Here is a 19176-nt window from a genome sequence, read left to right as displayed (position 1 = left end):
CTCTCCCTTATTTGATTCTTTATGGTTGACCTTCATTGTACCTCGTATAGTTACAATTGAAAATAGGCTACCAACGTTTAACGGTGCTGCTTGTAGAGATTGGCGGGACTTAGCTCCCGTATTTCGTTAATCTCCGCAGCCGTAAGTGGTACAGATTCCGAAGCAGCAATATTATGCAACAACTGCTCTCTCGAACTGGCACCTGGCACGACAGCCGCAACAGCGGGATGTGCCAAAGCATAACGAATGGCCGTTTGAGCCATGCTGCGATTGTCTGTAACCAACCGGCTCAGGCCTTCTCGTATGATGTGCAACTCCTCAGGAGTATAATCCAAATAACCCTTATCTGCCTTGGCAGCACCAGAATCGGCGAGAACACCACTTGCCACGGGTCCACGAGCGATAACGCTAATCCCCTTTTGCTCTAATAAAGGTAATACTTCCTCTTCGGCTCGGCGATCCGCAACGCTGTATTGATTCATCACGCTGACAATGGAAGCTCTCTGCACATATTCACGAATCACGTTAGGCCGGATGGAGGATATGCCGTAATACCGAATAAGACCTTCCTGCTTCAGTTCCTCAAAGGCTTCGATCGTCTCTTCGATTGGATCATCCAGAGTGCCACCATGCAGCTGATATAGATCAATATAATCCGTCTGCAGCCGTTTCAGGCTGTCTCGTACAGCTTGTTTGATATAGGCTTTGGACGGGTCCCATGACCAGCCTTCTTTTCCTGGTATGCGACGATTACCAACCTTGGTCGCCACAATGACCTGATCCCGGCGTCCCTGGATAGCCTGGCCCACGATTTCTTCGTTTAATCCTGCATCATACAGGTCAGCGGTATCCAGAAGATTAACGCCACGATCCAATGCTTCATGAATCAAGGCTACGGCAGGTTTCACTTCGGTTCCAAGCGACATGCAGCCTAGACCAACTTCACCTACCATGAGTTCGGATGAACCCAGACGATTTTTCTTCATATGTTGTACATCCCCTTCCATACGTTCTGCAAGTTTCCATTGTATCATTCTTGCTGGCAAAAATCGCATGTAACATATGAGCGCATACAAAAACCCGGGACCATACCAGCTCCGGGCTTCTCATGCTAATTGACTCCTATATCAAAATCTATTTTAAATCACACGTGAACCTTTTTTGCTTCCATAAGACGGTTTTGAAGATGAACCTGAATTTTTCATCAGTCCTGACACCGTACTGAACAGCTTATCCCTTGCTTGTTTGTTCCTCATCAAGTAAGTCACGCCTGCTCCAATGGCTGTTACAATAATTCCACTTTTTTTAGACATATGTTGTTCCTCCTTCAGGATTAATGTACATCGTGTCTTGCTTGAGATTACCCTCTAGGAGAAAAACGAAACGTCAGATGCAATCGCTAAAATTAGAGAATGGCTATTATAACTTAAAAAGATGGCCACCTGAGAATTCAGGAGCCATCTTCAAACGTGCAGTATAAGTATAATTCGAAATCATCGTTACTACTGTATAACCTACTTGGTCATAACAATTGTCCGGTCAATCGGACGGCGGTGCGACATGAGTCATTTCCTCATGTTTGTACGTGGATCCATCCGCAGTCAGGTAGAAATGCCCGATCGGATGCAGATCTTCATCCAGTTCATAGACCAGCGGAATGCCTGTCGGGATATTAAGCGCCATTACGTCTGCTTCGGACATTTGGTCCAGATGCATGACGAGTGAACGGAGCGTATTGCCGTGCGCGGAGATAAGTACCCTTTTGCCCGCTGACACAACCGGTTTGATCTCTGCATTCCAATACTCCAGCACCCGCTTCGATGTATCCATCAAATTCTCGGTACGCGGGATGGTGCAGCCCAGCCGTTGATACTTGTCCTGATCCTGAACATACCGGTCGTCAGTTTCGTCCAGTGCTGGGGGAGATACGCTAACGGAGCGTCTCCATTCCTTCACCTGATCCTCACCATACTTCAGCGCAGTCTGCTGTTTATTAAGTCCTTGCAGCGCCCCATAGTGACGTTCGTTCAGCTTCCACGTCTTCGTGATCGGAATCCACATCCGGTCCATTTCATCAAGTGCAATATCCAGTGTTCGAATGGAGCGTTTGAGTACTGATGCATAAGCGTAGTCAAAATCAAAACCCTGTTCCTTCAGGATCTTTCCCGCTTTACGCGCTTCTCCGTAACCATCGGTCGTCAGATCCACATCCGTCCAACCGGTAAAACGGTTCTCCACGTTCCACATACTCTGTCCATGGCGAATCAATACGACTCTGTACATAAGCGTGAATCCTCCTTCCATGAAACCATTACCCGCAAGGCGAGCCGGATATGCCCATGATATGTGAAATTATTAATAGTACGGTGCCATCATCAGATATACAACTACACCCGTGGAACTCACGTAGAGCCAGATTGGCATCGTCCAGCGAGCAATTTTACGGTGTTTCTTCAATTGATTCGTCCAGCCCCATACCAGAGTGAACAAAGCAAGCGGCACAATAATCGCTGCCAGAATGCTGTGTGTGATCAGAATGAAGAAATAGATGGAACGAATAATGCCTTCTCCACCGTATTTGGACGTTTCCGGAGACAAATAGTGGAACGACAAATACGTAACGAGAAATAAAAGGGTCGTTGAAAATGCAGCAAGGATGAAACGTTTGTGCAATTTCACATTCCGCTTGATAATGGCAATCAAGGCCGCAAGCAGGAAGATAAAGGTGAAGCTGTTGAACACGGCGTTAAACCGCGGCAACACTGTAATGTCAAAGGCTACATCGCCTTTGTATCCGATGGACGGTGCAAAGAACAACAATAAAATAATGACATTGGCGATAATGGAAATGGTAATAATGAGACCTGCAAAATTTTTATTACTGGTCGGGGCAATCTGATTGGATTGAATGTTCGGGTCCCCTTTGTCCTGTTTGCCCAATGAAAAATCCTCCTCATATCCTAACTTCTATGTTCTATCTCATTATATCTTGCCATTTCTCGACTGTTAAGTGACAACACTCTGAACAAAAAGCCTCGTCAGGTACCTTTAAAGTGCCCCTTTCAGGCCATTTTCATTAAAAGCCCACCACCACTGGTTTACCCCATCCTGTATTCATGGTATAATTAATGCAATTAATCACATACGCGTTGAACTGGAGGAGCCTGTCACCAAGGGCCCTCCTTGTCTTTTTTTAAGGCATAAAGCGGCACGCTGACATACGCCGTTTTATGCCTTTTTCTGTTTCTAGGCCTGGAATGATCCCCCCTTGGACTGGTAATCCTATAAACGCTACTGCTGGAGAGGAGTACACCTATGGAATTTATTTTGGTTCTTGCACTTATTTTGATTTTTACCAAGTTGGCTGGGGATTTATCGGTAAGACTCGGTCAGCCATCCGTATTGGGTAAATTGATCGTCGGTGTTATTCTTGGACCTGCCCTGCTCGGCTGGGTTCAACCGGATGATTTCATCCACTATATGGCCGAAATTGGGGTATTACTACTCATGTTCATTGCTGGGCTCGAAACGGACCTGGAGCAATTGAAGAAAAATTGGAAGGCAGCCTTTGCGGTTGCCGTGGGTGGTATCATTCTGCCATTCATCGGAGGTTATGGCGCTGCCGCTGCGTTCGGCATGTCGCAGACACACGCTTTGTTCTTTGGACTATTGTTCTGTGCCACTTCGGTCAGCATCTCGGTTCAAACGCTCAAAGATATGAATCAGCTCAGCTCTCGTGAGGGTACAACGATTCTTGGAGCCGCTGTCGTCGATGATGTACTGGTTGTGGTCATCCTCGCAGTCATGATGAGTTTGCTCGGAACAGGGGCAACTGATACTTCAATCCCTCTGCTCATTGGCAAGAAGTTGCTATTCTTTGTTGTCATTATCGCTGCCAGCTGGTTCCTTGTTCCTCGCATTATGAAGTGGATGGCACCGCTGAAGGTCACGGAGACCGTTATTACAGCCGGATTAATCATCTGTTTTGGCTTTTCGTACTTTGCGGAATGGATGGGTGTTGCAGGCATTATCGGGGCTTTTGCGGCAGGTATCGCCATCTCACAAACGAACTTCAAACATGAGGTCGAAACGAAACTTGAACCGATCGCGTACGGGATTTTTGTTCCAGTATTCTTTGTAAGCATCGGTTTGAACGTGACTTTTGACGGCGTGGGTTCACAAATCTGGTTCATTATCGTTATCAGTCTGATTGCTATTGTAACCAAGCTTCTGGGCGGAGGAGCAGGTGCGCGTCTGACCGGATTTGATCGCTCATCTTCCCTCGCCATTGGAGCAGGCATGATTTCCCGGGGTGAAGTTGCTCTTATTATTGCTTCCACCGGACTTGCTTCCGGATTACTCGACGCTGAGTATTTCACCAGTGTGGTTATCATGGTTATCGTTACAACGCTGGTAACGCCACCGTTACTCAAAATCACCTTTGCACGCAAAAAAGGGGAAACTCGTGTTGAAAAAGGCATTGAGGAATCCCATTTAAGTGGGTAAATAAAAATCGGGGTACGAGTTATTAATGCAGATGTAAGTATTAGATGTAGGTACTGATGCTGTACAATATAGTTCACAGTACCCCATATTGTTCCTCAGTAAGATGTTGGAATTATACCTTATAACCAGAACTGAAGTACCACATGAAACAGGGATATTAATGTGCATTAAAAGATATTCATGAGCTGTATCGATGAGTCAATTTTTAGAGTGTTGAATTTATTCGGTCATTAACGTTATACTTGTTCTTAAATATTAAACCTAGGTCGTGAAGCACACGCCGCTTTGATACATTTTTCACCTTCGATTAAGAAGGTCGGAAATGTTCAGAGCGGCTTTTTGCTTTTTATAATATTCGTTCGACGAACATAAGGAGGAAATAATTACGATGAGCAATGGATTTGAACAGGCATATGAGGAATGGATACACTCACTTCTGGAGAAGGAAACGAACCTTAGAGTGCGTTCAAGAATAGAAAATGGACTCGAGCATGGTACTTTGGAATTTCTACGTTCGGTTTGGTTTCCCGTTGTCAGGAACTTCAACCATTTGCAACCAGAATGGGAGGTTCGGGATTTTCATAACGGCTATCGATATCTTGATCTGGCTTATTTGCCAGTTAACGGAGTTAAGGGAGGTATAGAGATACAAGGATATGGGCCCCACGCCCGTGATCTCGATGTGCGGCGCTTTAAGGATCTCTGTTGGCGGCATTGTTTGCTAACACTTGATGATTGGACATTTTTGCCTATAGCCTATCTGTCAATAAAGGAAGAACCCAAACGCTGCCAACAGCTGGTACTTTCCTTTATGGGGAAATTCGTTACCACGGATACCCCCGCATCTTTAAATTGGCTTGAAGCGGAGTGTATCCGTTATGCCAGACGTCTCTTGCGTCCCTTTACCCCTTCCGAACTAGCAGTCCATTTGCGAATAACCGATCAACATTCTCGCAGAATTCTGCATAGGCTGGTTGAGCAGCATATGCTGCACGTTGTGGGTGGTAGACAACGATATCGATCGTATGCCTTACGAACCTGAGACACTCTATTCCACCAGAATTCATCATCTCCATCATTTAACGAATCCAAGCCACCTTATTTCTGCGAAATTGATTCAATTACAGCCATATATCAAACTTTTTATGGAAATAAGGATGATAGGATTCGTTAGAATTTAAAAAGTATCCTAATCGCATAAATAAGCGCATTCCAGTTCGTTAGTATTGATGCAATCTAAAAGGTTACTTTTGAAAGGCACTTAGGCTTATGCATATACTCTCGTTACACACTCTTGCAAAGTTCTTTCAGTCAGAACCGTACTCGTGTATTCAAGCTCGCTGAGGCAGGCTAGACTATCGTTCGTTGCAGTTCAGGATTATTTAAAATTAATACACAAACAAAAAAGACCCCTTCACATGCAAAAGGTCTTTATCCTCGCCTGTTCATAACAGGCTGTCCCATTTTAAGTTAACACACCTACGTAAAAACCGATCGATATAAAGACAACACACCATATAAACGCGCCAATGCTGGAGACAAGGACGTATCGTCCTATTGCCATGCGGCTGATTCCGGAGAAGCAGCACATCAGATGACGAATACCTGGAATGAAGTAACCCAGTATAATGGACCAGTACCCGTATTTCAAAAACCATGACTCCACCCTGCCCAGCCGTTTGGCGTTGACCCCCACCCATTTACCGTACTTCTCAACCAGTGGTCGGCCGGCCTTCTTGCCAATGGTGTAACTCAGAAGACCCCCAGTAAACGCTCCACCAAAACTGACAACGATGGACACCGAATAATTCAGCACCGAGATGGAGGCGAGATAACCGACAAAGGTCATCATCACCTCATCCGGAATAGGCATGCCAATCACGCCAAGAGCCAGCAGTCCGTAAATTGCGAAATAACCATATTGACCAATAAATTCTCTTGCAAATTCCATACTGACTCGCTCCTTATTTCGGTTCCACAATATCCTTCTCATGGGGGGCTAGCACTTGTTTTAGAGACGGGAATCGGATTTGGCTAACCATTAGACCGGATAATACGATAATGACAAGATAGGCTACACCATGAGTAAAATAAGGACTCCAGAGCGCGAAAAAGGACATAAGACCGCCTGCAAACGTAATCGGCATACCCACAAAACCATGGCTTGCTGTCTTCTGGCAATTGTAACGGGCGAGACGCAATGCACCACAAACCGGGAATAATGCTGTCAGCGCCATACCCAGTGCACTTACCTCATTCATGGAGTTCAAATATAAGATCAACACGGGTGCGGTGCCGAACGAAACAACATCAGCCAGTGAATCCAGCGCTTTGCCGAATTCCCCCTCACAATGCAGCTTGCGGGCTGCAAACCCGTCAAACAGATCAAAGAACATGGCTACCCAGATCATCGTCACGGCTAACGCAAACTCGCCATGAATAGCCATAATGACAGCCAACATGCCTGAAGTTAAGTTGCCCAACGTTAGAATGGACGGTAAAGATTTCATAGACTTGACTCCCCTTCGTACTAAGCATTAGGAAAAATAATATAAAAACGGACTCCGTCCGGCGTGTTCTCCACACCATAACTGCATCCATGCAAATCGAGAATCTGCTTCGCGATGGCCAGGCCAAGCCCGGTCCCCCCCATTTTGCGATTACGCGAGCGTTCCACGCGGTAGAATCTTTCCCAGATGTACTGCCGCTCCGCTTCCGAGATCTGCTCACCCTGATTCTCGATGGAGATTCGAACCTGCCCTTCCGGCCTGCTGATCTCAATCATAATATCGGTCTTAGGGACAGCATGTCGTATAGCATTCATCATCATATTATAGATGACTTGCTCCAACTTGCTGCGGTCTCCCTCAACGGTCTGTTCGGTGGTGGAGACCAAGACGACTTCCAGTTCCTTTTCCTTCAGTTGTGGACCCAGACGTCCGGCAATATCTTCAATCATATCTCCAAGAGCCACTGCATCGGTGTTCAGCTTAATCGCTTGGGATTCCAACCGTACCAGATCCAGCATCTCTTCAACCATCGTTTCCATCTTGACCGCTTCATCGGCAATGATCTCGATGTAACGCTCACGTTTGCTCTCACTGACTCCATCTTTTAACCCTTCGGAATACCCTTTGATGATGCTGATAGGTGTTTTGAGTTCATGGGATGCATCGGCAAAAAACTCTCGCTGACGCTGTTCAATTCGCTGCTTCATCTCCATATCAGTGCGCATCTGACTGTTCGCCTGCCTTAGTTCTTCCAAAGTCTGACCCAATGTCGTGGACAGCGCGTTGAGACTATTGGACAGACTGCCAATCTCGTCATTGCGGCGGATGGGCGATTTCACAGTGAAATCAAGGGTCGACATCTTTTTGGCAACATGGTTCAGGGCAAGCAACGGCTTGGTGACAATTCGGGACAGAAGCAGTGAAAGGAACACAATCAGCACAAATGCAGCAATACCAAAATACGCATAAAATAGTTGTGTAGCTTCACTCGCCTCCCTCATCTCCTGCAGGGACGTCAGGGAAAAAATGAGTTGCTGCTGAGGTCCCGAGCTGTGCACCGGAGCAATGGTAAGCACATTTCGTACACCACTCCAGCTATCGGTCCATTCCTCATTAATCATTTTCCCATTGGCGAGACTAAGCTGGTCTTCCGTAGATAGTGGGAAGCGGCTATCCAGCGCCTGCACGAGCAGACCCTGTCTCTGACTCCATGTCCCCAGGTTGGGAAGAACAACATCCTTCAATGTTCCTGACCATTCTTCTACCGGCTCCGTTAACTCCTGAAAATCTTCCGTTCCGCTGACTACGGAGCTCTGATCCTTTATCTTCAGCGGATAAACCATAGGATCATTCATTCCACTTGCCGAACCTGTAACGGTCAATTGCTGACCATACTTCAAGTGTGAAGCAAGCCATCCTGCGTTCTCACTGTTGATAAACAACGACAGCGATATATTTACCTGCTTGCCATCCTCTTGCAAAAGCACGATGTGGAATGGGTCATTAACCAGCTTACCTGTATTCGTCAGGATGACCAGATGCGACTGATTCTGCCGCATGAACTTCCCGGTTTCCTTGGCCAGCTGCACATCGTTCCAATGTCCAGTGGAATATTGTTGTTCGAATTTCGTCAATTTTTTCTTAATGCTGCTGATCTTCTGATGTTGGTAAAAGTCCGGGAACCAGACCAGTTGGGCAATCACGGTTGTTCCATATAGAAGAAGCAGAAATCCAGCCATGACCAGAAACAGTTTCATCGTTACACCGTTACGTCTCATGCCTCGGCCTCGAATCGATATCCGGTACCGATAACCGTTCGGATACACTTGGCTTCATCCCCAAGTTTGCTGCGAAGCTTTTTGATATGGGTATCCACCACACGCGAATCACCCTCAAAATCATACCCCCATACCCGATTAAGGATGGCATCACGGGACAGTACAATTCCCTGATTGCGAGTTAAATACAGCAGCAGGTCATATTCTTTGGGAGCAAGCTCCACTTCGATTCCATCCTTCTCAAGCCGCCGCGCCCAGGGATCAAGTGTGGCACACCCAAACCGAATTACACTCTGCTCCTTGCTAACGGCACCCTCTACTCGCTTCATTAATGTCTCTGCACGTGCCACCAGTACACGAGGACTGAATGGCTTCGTAACATAATCATCCACGCCGAGCTGGAAGCCATGAATCTTGTCATCATCTTCCGATCGGGCAGTCAGCATTATAATAGGTACGGTCGACTGGGAACGAATATGCCCACAGAGGGTCCATCCATCCATTTCCGGCATCAGCACATCCAGGATGACCAGATCCACTTCATGCAGTGCCAGCAATTCCAGCGCCTCTACCCCATGTTCTGCTTCAATAACGTTCCATTGTTCTTTTATGAAATAATCGGCCACAATCTCACGAATGCGGCTTTCATCTTCCACCAGAAGCACTGTTCTGACCATGGCCGACTCTCCTTTTAGCATTCTGTTGTTAACATAACGATTCCGTGTGTCGTCCGTGTGTCCAGCCATGTTCTGGAATGAACTCCATCTTATATACGATTAATATATACCAAAAGTTACTAAATTCCATACGTTTTCGCACAAAAAAGAAGCCGTCAACGAGCAATCCTCTGCTCATTGACAGCTACTTCCGGCTGAGACCACGTTTTTCTCCGCGATTACACACTACATGTGCGCACCGCTTAGCGTTGATTCTCCAGTCGGTGTGCCACATGTAACGTTGGGCCAACAAAGCGGTTCAGCGGGAATCCGCCAGCAATCGCTTTGGTCACGAAGGCTTTACCTTCACGAACAGCCTCTTTCACGGTAAGACCGCGCGCCAAACCTGCGGTAATTGCCGCAGATGTGGTGCAGCCTGCACCATGTGTATATCCGGAGCCAACAACATCGGCTTCAAACCATTCGTAGTTCGTTCCGTCATAGAGAAGATCCATTGCTTTGCCCGGGTTAATAACGCCTCTGTCCTTGATCAGGACATGTTTCGCCCCATGATCATGAATGACAGCTGCTGCAGCTTCCATCTGCTCCTTCGAGCGGATCAGTCCACTTTTCGCGAGCTGCGATGCTTCAAACAGATTTGGGGTAACCAGATCAGCACCCGGCAACAGGAATTCGATCATTGCTTCTGTATTCTCAGGTTGCAGCACTTCGTCCGTACCTTTGCAGACCATTACCGGATCGATAACGATCTGTGGCAGTCCGCTCCGGCGGATGTGCTTCGCAACCAATTCAATGATGTCTACAGAACCCAGCATACCCGTCTTCATTGCATCAAAGCCGATACCATCCAGAACGGTACGCAGTTGAGCCTCGACTACATTTAATTCCACAGGGAAGACCTGGTGATCCCACGTATCAGGCTCCATAGCCACAACAGTAGTCAGCACAGTCATGCCATACACACCAAGCTCCTGAAAAGTTTTCAAATCTGCTTGAATCCCAGCACCGCCGCTCGTATCCGAACCAGCGATTGTTAATGTTTTTGGAATCGTCATGGTAGTTGCATTCTCCTTCGTCCTTCAGTTGACATTATCCTATCCCTTGTACGAGCAGATGTCAATGGCATGTGAAGCCATACGGAGTATGGTTTCCAAAGGAATCAGTTCACATCTTTTGTCTCCAGACGAATCATGGACAGCGAAGCAATCCACAGTCCGATTGCCCCCAGTGTTAATGGAATCACGATAAGCGTGTTGATGGAGAATGTAGGCCCGTTGAATCCTGAACACACCACAAGTACAAGCAGAATGGATGATACCAGTGTGGTCGTGACCGAATGTTTGCGCATTCCGAAGAATAGAGGGATCAAAGCCATGGCCGCAGCGGACAAGGAACTAATCGTGTACTTCAGCAACAGTACCAGTGCATCACTCATCGTCAAAGTGTCGGGAATGAAGGAGTAGAATTGGTTTGTGATAACCAGCAAGGCTCCCATCAGCAGATCGGTAAACAAAATCATTACAAAGGTAAACACAAAGACAATGATGAGTTTGGCAGCAATAATTTTCTGGCGCTTGATTGGATAGGTAAACATGACGTTCATCGTTTTATTTCGATACTCACTAATGATCAGTTTCGCTATCAGCGCACCGCCAAAGATAATAAACACGGCTCTGGCAAACGTATCTATTAACATGAAGGAGACGTGGTAATCGGCAAAAGCGTAATCTTCAGCCCCCTGATCGGTGAATCCAATCATGATGAGAAACAGGATAAGGGCGAGATTGGCGATACCTGCCGTTCTGAAATTTCGGGCAAACCGATGTTTGCGCAGTTCCAGCTGGATCAGTTTAAGCAACGTCCCCATCCCCTTTCATTAAGCTCATGAAGTGTTCTTCCAATGAATGAGCTCGTTTGAAAATGGATTCAATCTCAACGCCATGCCCGATCAGCTTGCTTGTCAATTCCGATGGAGCAATGCCCGGATCATAGATACGTACGGTATGGTCATCGATCATTTTATAATTTTTCAACCCCAGCTGATGTTCCATCACATAGGTCGCTTTACGCGGGTCCAACGTTTGCAGCTCAATATACTCGCTGTGGCTCCCACGAATGCTGTCCATCGATACTTCTTCAACCAGACGGCCATTTCGAATGACTCCAACGGTGTCTGCAACCTGCTCGATTTCCCCAAGGATATGGCTGGAGATCAACAAGGTAATGCGATACTGGGAGCTGAGACGTTTGAACAAATCGCGCATCTCCTTGATGCCTACGGGATCGAGCCCGTTGATCGGTTCATCCAGAATGAGCAGTTCCGGTGTTGTGATCAGCGCACGAGCGATGCCCAGACGCTGTTTCATTCCCAAAGAGAAGTCACGAACAGGCTTCTTGCCTGTGTCCTTGAGACCTACACTTTCCATCATGTCGTTAATGACCTTCTTGTTATGAAACCCCATGTATTCACAATGGAGATCCAGATTTTCCTTGGCGGACAAATTATCGTAAAAAAAAGGATATTCAATGATGCTGCCCATTCGTTTCAGCAATTCATAGGAAGTAGGCGTGAGCTTTTCTCCGAACAATTCAATCTCACCTATAGTCGGCTTCACGAGATTGGTGAGCATCTTCATCATTGTTGTTTTCCCCGCTCCATTCGGACCAAGAAACCCGTAGATCTCCCCTTGCTTGATACTCATATTGACGTTTGATACAACCTCTGCCCCTGCATACGTCTTGGTCACACCTATCGTCCGCGCAATATAGGTCATGTTCATATTCTCCTTTACGTTCGTCCCTGACGGGTTCTTATATCTGTATTGTAAAGAGAAAAGTCTTCTTTTTTATTAATCAAATCTTACAAAAACCTTAAGCTTATCGTGAAAACTATAAAATGCACCTAACAAGGTTTCAAAGAAACCGAAAATACAGTTCGTACAAAAGGTACGCTATGCAGCTCAATACTTCCGCCCATCCGCTCCACCAGCCGCTTCGTAATGGTCAGACCCAGACCACTGCCTTGATAGAGACGATTACGAGAATCCTCCAGCGTATACATACGTTCAAATACACGGCTGTGCTCCTGTTCAGGAATGCCCTTGCCCCGATCCCAGATGTTAAGTGTCACCTGTTCCCCTATTGAATACTCCAGTGAAAGGCCAAGTACCTTGCCATCTGCTCCATATTTCATAGCATTTGTGATTAGATTATCTAGCACACGGTCCAGCGCTTCCTCATTGCCTTTCACGAAGACATCACTTTCCGGAATGGATAGCTCCACTTGCAGCCCCAGATTCGTTAACATGTCATAAAAAGAGATCATCTTCAAGCGACACAATTCGCTTACATTAACTCTGGTCAGAGCAAGCTCGCTATCCCCCGACTCCAGCTTCGCCAGATCAAAAAAGGAATGAATCAGACGCAGCACTTCCTGCGCCTTATCCTGGATTTTGCCGGTCATGATCACACGTTCCTGATCGGTTAGTGAATTGCTATGCAGCAGCGTTTCACTATAACCAAGCACAACCGTAAGTGGCGTCTTCAGATCATGTGAGATATTGGAGAGCATGTTGCGCATCTCCTTCTCCTGATTGGCATAACCCGCCTCAGCCCGATGAGCATGATCCAGTAACTGATTCATGTCCTTAAGGAGCTGGCTTATCTGGGGGTCACTGTTGAAGACGAGCAGGCGTTCAAATGTGTTCTTATCTATAATAGAGGTCAATTTCTCATGTATGTAAGTTAGATGTGTACTACGTTTATGCAGCCTTATGCTTAATAGAATGACGATAAGAGCCAATATCCCGGTAGAAAAGGCAAAGATCAACGTCACGCCGGGTCCACCTCCAGCTTATAACCGATACCCCACAATGTTTTAATATACCGGGGGTTGGAGGGATCAACTTCCAGCTTCTCGCGCAGACGACGCATATGAACATTAATGATATTTTCGTCGCCATAATAATGATCATTCCAGACCGAAGCGTAGATTTGAGCTTTGGTAAATACTTTGCCAGGGTGGGTGACAAACATTTTGAGAATACCAAATTCCTTGGAAGTAAGCTTTACAGGTATGCCATCACGCTCGACCTCATACGTTTCCGTATCAACCACAAGTCCGCCAATGTGAATGCGCTGTGGCTTTGGAGTAGTTTCCGTTGCAGGCTGTGCGGTATAGTTGGCACGACGAATAGCCGCCTTGATCCGAGCGGTCAGCTCGATCAGCGAGAATGGTTTGCTCAAGTAATCATCAGCGCCAAATCCCAGGCCGAGGGCCTTGTCCACCTCTCCGTCCTTAGCAGACAGGATGAGCACTGGCACCAGACTGGTGGCACGGATGGTCTGGAGCACTTCCATCCCATTTTTGTGTGGTAGCATCAGGTCGAGAATGACCAAGTCATATTCTGACGGTGATTGGCTGAATTGATGTTCCGCCTCCAGTCCGTCATATGCATAAGAGACGTCATAGCCCTCTTTTTCCAAATAAGGACCGACCATTTCACTAATTGAGCGATCATCTTCAACAAGCAGCAAGCGATAACTTGACACGCTATTCCCTCCAACATGAACGTTTTCCTTTATTACCTCACAGTTTGCATCAATTGGCAATGAAATACGAAAAACCCGACAGGATCGCCACTTCATGTTTCAAAGTGAACCTCCTGCCAGGTCTCATTTACAACCTTATACCGTCTCGCTTCGTATCCAGCACAGCCCAATCGTTCCCGCACCTGCATGAATTCCTACCACAGGTATAAAAGGCATAATTTCCGTCTTCAGGCGGGGAAGCAGATCAGCAATCTGCTGTTTGATTGTAACGGCTTCTTCCTGATTGTTTGCATGCATGATGCATACATGCTTCACTTTCCCCATATCCACCTTGAGCACATCCAGCATACGCTGTTTGGCCCGTTTGAACGTACGAATTTTCTCATTCACAACCACTTTGCCCTCTTCGAATCGAAGCAGCAGATGAATTTTCAACAATTGGCTAAGAATAAGCTGGGTTCCCGACACACGTCCACTGCGGTGAAGATGCTGAAGACTGGCCGGAATGAGGTAAAAGGACATGTTATCTATCATCTGTTCGATGTGAAGTTTGATCTCGGCAGCTGTATGGCCTTGCTTCTGCCATTCCAGTCCTTGCAAAATCATCTCCCGCAGCGGATAAGCGCCTGCTCTGGAATCGATGGCGGTAACCGTCACACCTGCGATCTCGGCAGCCTGCATTGATGTGTGCAGCGTACCGCTAAGCGCAGTGGAGCAATGAATGGTAATGATCTCATCGTACTGGTCCTTCAACGACTCATACAGTTCAATAAATTCACCAATCGGCGGCTGTGAACTGCTTGCGCGTGAAGCCCCATCCAGTTTCTCATAGAACAATTCCGACGAGATGTCTTCTGTCTCCCGATAACATTCCTCTCCAAAAACGATGCGCAGCGGTACGATGTACACATGATTCTGCTCAGCAAATAGCGGATCGAGTGTGCTCGTACTGTCCGTGACCCATGCAATTTTCCTCATTCCAACCTTCTCTCTTGCCGGATTGTTGAAGCTGTATCCTCAATCGTCAGGCACATGCCCGGCGGATTATTTAAAATTTGAATAGTTCATATTGTAAACGTTTGCGTCTTTGCTCCCCAATTATAAAGGAACGGACAAACCACTGTCTTGTGGCGCATTGTTGAACAGCCTCTTTTCTTCCGGTATATGCCAAAAAAATGTCTTGCCTGTGAAGGAATATATTGGTATGCTGTTGTCCTTCTCTCTTTTTCGCCTTGACTGAAGTGAACGGAACCGCCGTTCAACCAACTTATCGGAGGTGTCACATGCTTTATTTCACTCTGGCTTCCAAAGCCTACTCCCGGAACCTGCAATACCGCGGGGCCCACATGGTACATAACCTGGCAAGCGCCATGTTCGGTTACATGTATGCCTGTCTCTGGATTGGCATCGGGGCCGATCATTCTCTCGGAGAATACGGGACACAGGGGATGATCAGTTACATTGCGTTTACGCAATCCTCTCTCTGGATCTCGGGTTTTCTCACCAATGGACTTGGTATTCCACTCACGGTCAGGACAGGGCAGATCGCGCTTGATCTCATGAGGCCGGTTCATCTGTTCACCCACCTGATGGCACGTGAATGGGGGCAGATTGCCTACCAGTTCGTGTACAAAAGCATTCCAATTTACCTACTCTTCTCCATCGTATTTTCTCTGCAATGGCCCTCAGAAGCTTCAACCCTGTTATTTGCCGCAATTGGTCTTGCCGGCGCATCCTATTTATCCATCTGTATGAATTACATTATTGGCGCCACCGCGATGTGGACGACGGAGTCCTCCTGGCTGCATTGGGGCAATCACGCCATGATGAATCTGCTCGCTGGTTTCTTCATTCCTCTGGAATGGCTGCCAGACTGGTTGGAACGAATTGCTTGGTTATCTCCCTATCCTTTCCTGCTCTATGTCCCGACCCGAATCTATCTGGGTTATGAAAATGGCTCCTTACTATGGGGAACCTTGATTTGGTGCGTCCTCATGACATTCGTCTGTCTGGCGATCACCCAGGTACTGCGCCGTAAAGTGGAGGTGCAGGGCGGATGAAAACAACTTCCTGGTTCACTTTATATAAAATGCTCATTCGAACAAGCATCCGCAGTCGGATGCAATACAAGTTCAATTTCGTCATGGCCTCCGTTCTGGCCGCATTGATTCAAATCTCCGAGTTTCTGATGGTTGCTCTGGTGCTGCACAAATTCGGAGCCATTAAAGGCTGGTCCCTTCATGAGATTGGTTACCTCTTCGCGATCATGACCCTGTCCAAGACGTTATATCGAACGTTTGGCAACGAAGTGCATCATTTGGAAAAATATCTGGTCGGCGGCGAACTCGATCAACTGTTAACCCGTCCTATGCCCGTATTGCTGGCTTTACTGCCACAAAACTTCCGCATCATGGCTGGTGAAGTGTTACAAGGCGGGTTTATTCTCTGTTGGTCTCTGGCAGGCATGATGCATAGCGGACAGATCAGCTGGACTGTCATCCCCTTCTCACTGCTCGTCATCTTGACCGGTGCCATCATTCTTTTTTCGATTGGGCTTGCCACGGCAACGCTTGGATTTTGGACCACACGCATTGAGGAATTGCAAACCATCACCGAGGATGCGGCGCGTACGGCTGCCCAATATCCGCTGACGTTGTATCCCAAATGGATGTCTGGCATTCTACTGACCGTAATCCCGGTGGGTTTCGTCAACTATGTTCCGTCACTCTATTTGCTTCGCGGCGAACTAGGTGCATGGGTTCTTGGTGCCATTGTCATTGTGGCCGTCCTGAGTCTGGCCGCAAGTCTGCGTTTCTGGAAATTTGGTTTAACCAAATATCAAAGTACAGGTAGCTAAGGAGGAGAATATCGTCATGACTATGATTACAGCGCGGCATCTGCAAAAGGAGTTCAAAACCCCTGTGGTACGCGAGGGCCGGTTTTCCGGGCTTCGCACCTTGTTTTCACGTGAGTATCTGTCCAAGGAAGCGGTTCGAGACATTAGCTTTGATATTGGCAAAGGAGAATTTGTTGGATATATCGGCCCCAATGGGGCTGGCAAATCCACCACGATCAAAATGCTGACGGGCATCCTTCATCCGACCTCGGGTGAGGTGCTGCTCGGTGGTATGAATCCACACCAGGAAAGACGTCGCACGGTTGGGCGCCTCGGTGTCGTGTTCGGACAGCGCAGCCAACTCTGGTGGGATCTGCCAGTGAAGGATTCGTATGATATTTTGGCCGAGATGTACGGAGTCCGTGCCGAGGACAAAACGAAACGATTAGCCCAGTTCGCCGAGCTGCTGGATCTGGAATCGTTCTGGGCTACGCCTGTCCGCAAGCTCTCGCTTGGACAGCGAATGCGTGCCGATCTGGCAGCTTCCATGCTGCATGACCCGGAATTGCTTTTTCTCGACGAACCGACGATTGGACTGGATGTGAACGCAAAGCGAAACATTCGTCAATTTCTTCGTACGTTAAATGAAGAGTTTGGCAAAACGATTCTGCTGACCACCCATGACATGGACGACATTGAGCAACTATGCAATCGGGTGATGGTGATCAATCACGGTCAACTTACGTATGACGGCTCCATCCCCTCTCTGCGCGACACCATCGGTCTGCCAACACTTATTCGAGTTACGTATCGAGGTTCGTATCACATCCCGGACGCTATATCATCCGCCATTCAGATCACAGGGGCAGAGAACCAGATCGTCACTGTGGAGGTAAATCGAAAAGAGTGGAGCACGATGGACATTCTGAAGCAGCTCGAACAATGGGGCGAGATTGAGGATGTCGAGATGAAGGAACCGGATTTCGAGGATATTATTCATCGAGTGTACTGACTGACTGGCCTATTTTATTCAGAACTGGATGAGGGCCTGTTCAAATGCCGTTACATGCGGGAAGGACATGACGTACTGTAATAGCGGAGGTGAAGTGTCATGCTTGTTACCAAACACACACTTGCTGCATCCAGTGCACACGCCACTCCCTATTACCTCGTTCGAGGCACGAATCCCGGACCCGTCATCATGATTACATCGGGAGTTCACGGAAATGAAACCGCGAGCATGGCCGCTGCGCAGAAGCTGGCTAATGACTGCATGGCCGGGCGTCGACACGTGGTTCGCGGACTCCTCATTATTATTCCACGAGTGAATCAGAAGGCTTATCGTAACAAAAGCCGAGGAAAACCTGATTTAAATCGCACCTTCCCGCGGCATATTTCTGGCAAAGCCAAACATCCGCTTGCTTCGGCTGTCTTTCAACTTGCCAGTCAACATGGACCTGCCTGGTGGCTGGACCTGCATGAAGCCAATGGATTATCCCAACGCAGCTCACGGGTACTGGGACAAACCTTGATTACCAATCCAGGCAGCAAGGCTGTTCCGGTATGCAAACGAATTATAGGACGAATGAATCGGTCGATTCCCATTCGTGACAGGCACTTCAATCTGAAGCAGCATGAGTTGCCCGGTTCAGCACGAACAGCCGCAGCTCGCCTGCTTCAAGCCCGCTCCGTTACCGTGGAGACCTGCTGGAGTCTGAACCGATCAGACCGGATCAAGTATCAGACGGAAATTGTGCACCATTTCCTGCGCGAAGTAGGCCTGTTTTGAATTGCTTGAATCTTTATAAATAGCCGGAAGCATAAAGACACCTTCAAAGATATTTCTCACGCCAAACGCGTCAGAGATGATCTTCGAAGGTGTTTATTGGCTTAAGGGTTATCTTATGAATTTCCATCTTCCTTGTTGATTCGGAAAGATTCAATGTAATTGTGAATATCATGCTCTGGCGTCAGAAGCAACCCGGCAAGAAGTGTCTGCATCCGCTGCAGGTTATCGATATGCAGCTGAATCTCTTCAATTCGATCACGTACAAGTGTTTTTAGTGCTTCACTCTCCATGTCCTCCTGGCTGAGCAGTTGCAACGTATCATGTATTTCCTTTAAGGAATAACCCAGTGATTGAGCATCCTTAATGAATTTGACCTTAACCAGATAATCCTCGGTATACACACGATATCCGTTGGACGAACGACGGGGAGCAGGCAGAATTCCACTGTCCTCGTAATACCGGAGCGTTGCCATGCTCACACCCGTACGTTTGGCTAACTCTCCTCTTGTCATGGTTTTCATGCTACTCC

Annotated in this window: 21 protein-coding genes; 6 read left to right on the top strand and 15 right to left on the bottom strand. The window is 47.4% G+C overall.

What is annotated here, in order from left to right; translation table 11 throughout:
- Nucleotides 1-77 precede the first annotated feature (77 nt).
- From CS562_RS25405 to CS562_RS25395, 4 genes are all read right to left on the bottom strand, one after another.
- A complete protein-coding gene (locus CS562_RS25405; RefSeq protein WP_076291209.1) occupies nt 78-986 on the bottom strand; it encodes an aldo/keto reductase in 909 nt (302 codons plus the stop codon).
- A 153-nt stretch (nt 987-1139) separates the two neighbouring features.
- Entirely contained in the window at nt 1140-1313 is a 174-nt protein-coding gene (locus CS562_RS33090) for a hypothetical protein (RefSeq protein ID WP_175381661.1), read from the bottom strand.
- Nucleotides 1314-1539: 226 nt separating this feature from the next.
- A complete protein-coding gene (gene gpmA, locus CS562_RS25400) occupies nt 1540-2283 on the bottom strand; it encodes a 2,3-diphosphoglycerate-dependent phosphoglycerate mutase (RefSeq protein ID WP_063566542.1) in 744 nt (247 codons plus the stop codon).
- A gap of 72 nt (nt 2284-2355) precedes the next feature.
- A complete protein-coding gene (locus tag CS562_RS25395) occupies nt 2356-2940 on the bottom strand; it encodes a DUF420 domain-containing protein (protein ID WP_170867957.1) in 585 nt (194 codons plus the stop codon).
- 375 nt (nt 2941-3315) lie between these two features.
- Between CS562_RS25395 and CS562_RS25390 the strand changes: the two genes are divergently transcribed.
- Together CS562_RS25390 and CS562_RS25385 are read left to right on the top strand one after the other, a co-directional pair.
- On the top strand, nt 3316-4506 hold the full coding sequence (locus CS562_RS25390; RefSeq protein WP_076291207.1) for a cation:proton antiporter: 1191 nt from the start codon (nt 3316-3318) through the stop codon (nt 4504-4506).
- A 388-nt stretch (nt 4507-4894) separates the two neighbouring features.
- Nucleotides 4895-5548 carry a transcriptional regulator gene (locus CS562_RS25385; RefSeq protein ID WP_099858546.1) on the top strand — a complete coding sequence of 218 codons (654 nt, stop codon included), beginning with the start codon at nt 4895-4897 and terminating at the stop codon, nt 5546-5548.
- A 423-nt stretch (nt 5549-5971) separates the two neighbouring features.
- On the opposite strand, the gene CS562_RS25380 is transcribed toward CS562_RS25385, so the two are convergent.
- The 10 genes from CS562_RS25380 to CS562_RS25335 all read right to left on the bottom strand — a co-directional run bounded on the left by CS562_RS25380 (nt 5972) and on the right by CS562_RS25335 (nt 15000).
- Entirely contained in the window at nt 5972-6457 is a 486-nt protein-coding gene (locus CS562_RS25380; protein ID WP_053780148.1) for a DedA family protein, read from the bottom strand.
- Between the two features lie 13 nt (nt 6458-6470).
- Nucleotides 6471-7016: a CDP-diacylglycerol--serine O-phosphatidyltransferase gene (gene pssA / locus CS562_RS25375; RefSeq protein ID WP_063566539.1), complete on the bottom strand. Its 546-nt coding sequence runs from the start codon at nt 7014-7016 to the stop codon at nt 6471-6473.
- A 20-nt stretch (nt 7017-7036) separates the two neighbouring features.
- On the bottom strand, nt 7037-8842 hold the full coding sequence (locus CS562_RS25370) for a sensor histidine kinase (protein WP_125477328.1): 1806 nt from the start codon (nt 8840-8842) through the stop codon (nt 7037-7039).
- The gene (locus CS562_RS25365) at nt 8791-9471 is read right to left on the bottom strand and encodes a response regulator transcription factor (protein WP_076291204.1); all 681 of its coding nucleotides are present in this window, start codon (nt 9469-9471) and stop codon (nt 8791-8793) included. The genes CS562_RS25370 and CS562_RS25365 overlap by 52 nt, the downstream gene beginning before the upstream one ends.
- Before the next feature lie 242 nt (nt 9472-9713).
- Nucleotides 9714-10526, bottom strand: a complete 813-nt coding sequence (thiD, locus tag CS562_RS25360) for a bifunctional hydroxymethylpyrimidine kinase/phosphomethylpyrimidine kinase (protein WP_063567104.1) — start codon at nt 10524-10526, stop codon at nt 9714-9716.
- A 104-nt stretch (nt 10527-10630) separates the two neighbouring features.
- A complete protein-coding gene (locus CS562_RS25355; RefSeq protein ID WP_076291203.1) occupies nt 10631-11329 on the bottom strand; it encodes an ABC transporter permease in 699 nt (232 codons plus the stop codon).
- On the bottom strand, nt 11322-12245 hold the full coding sequence (locus CS562_RS25350; protein WP_076291202.1) for an ABC transporter ATP-binding protein: 924 nt from the start codon (nt 12243-12245) through the stop codon (nt 11322-11324). Before CS562_RS25350 ends, CS562_RS25355 begins: the two co-directional genes overlap by 8 nt.
- A gap of 128 nt (nt 12246-12373) precedes the next feature.
- Nucleotides 12374-13306 (bottom strand): sensor histidine kinase, encoded by a 933-nt coding sequence (locus CS562_RS25345; RefSeq protein ID WP_373561761.1) that lies wholly within the window; start codon nt 13304-13306, stop codon nt 12374-12376.
- Nucleotides 13303-14022: a response regulator transcription factor gene (locus CS562_RS25340; RefSeq protein ID WP_306555075.1), complete on the bottom strand. Its 720-nt coding sequence runs from the start codon at nt 14020-14022 to the stop codon at nt 13303-13305. The genes CS562_RS25345 and CS562_RS25340 overlap by 4 nt, the downstream gene beginning before the upstream one ends.
- Before the next feature lie 135 nt (nt 14023-14157).
- On the bottom strand, nt 14158-15000 hold the full coding sequence (locus CS562_RS25335; protein WP_076291201.1) for a DegV family protein: 843 nt from the start codon (nt 14998-15000) through the stop codon (nt 14158-14160).
- 305 nt (nt 15001-15305) lie between these two features.
- On the opposite strand from CS562_RS25335, the gene CS562_RS25330 reads away from it, so the two are divergent.
- From CS562_RS25330 to CS562_RS25315, 4 genes are all read left to right on the top strand, one after another.
- Nucleotides 15306-16082 (top strand): ABC transporter permease, encoded by a 777-nt coding sequence (locus CS562_RS25330; protein WP_024631448.1) that lies wholly within the window; start codon nt 15306-15308, stop codon nt 16080-16082.
- Nucleotides 16079-16879: an ABC transporter permease gene (locus CS562_RS25325; protein WP_099858544.1), complete on the top strand. Its 801-nt coding sequence runs from the start codon at nt 16079-16081 to the stop codon at nt 16877-16879. Before CS562_RS25330 ends, CS562_RS25325 begins: the two co-directional genes overlap by 4 nt.
- Before the next feature lie 22 nt (nt 16880-16901).
- Nucleotides 16902-17870: an ABC transporter ATP-binding protein gene (locus CS562_RS25320; RefSeq protein ID WP_076291288.1), complete on the top strand. Its 969-nt coding sequence runs from the start codon at nt 16902-16904 to the stop codon at nt 17868-17870.
- Nucleotides 17871-17969: 99 nt separating this feature from the next.
- Nucleotides 17970-18647, top strand: a complete 678-nt coding sequence (locus CS562_RS25315; RefSeq protein WP_099858543.1) for a M14 family metallopeptidase — start codon at nt 17970-17972, stop codon at nt 18645-18647.
- 113 nt (nt 18648-18760) lie between these two features.
- Here the strand turns inward: CS562_RS25315 and CS562_RS25310 are convergent, their stop codons facing one another.
- On the bottom strand, nt 18761-19168 hold the full coding sequence (locus CS562_RS25310) for a MerR family transcriptional regulator (protein ID WP_099858542.1): 408 nt from the start codon (nt 19166-19168) through the stop codon (nt 18761-18763).
- Nucleotides 19169-19176: the final 8 nt, after the last annotated feature.

It is taken from the genome of Paenibacillus sp. LK1, assembly GCF_002750415.1.
Taxonomy (GTDB): Bacteria; Bacillota; Bacilli; order Paenibacillales; family Paenibacillaceae; genus Paenibacillus; species Paenibacillus taichungensis.
The sequence above is the reverse complement of the archived record's forward strand: the minus strand, read 5'-3'. Positions and strand labels throughout refer to the sequence as shown.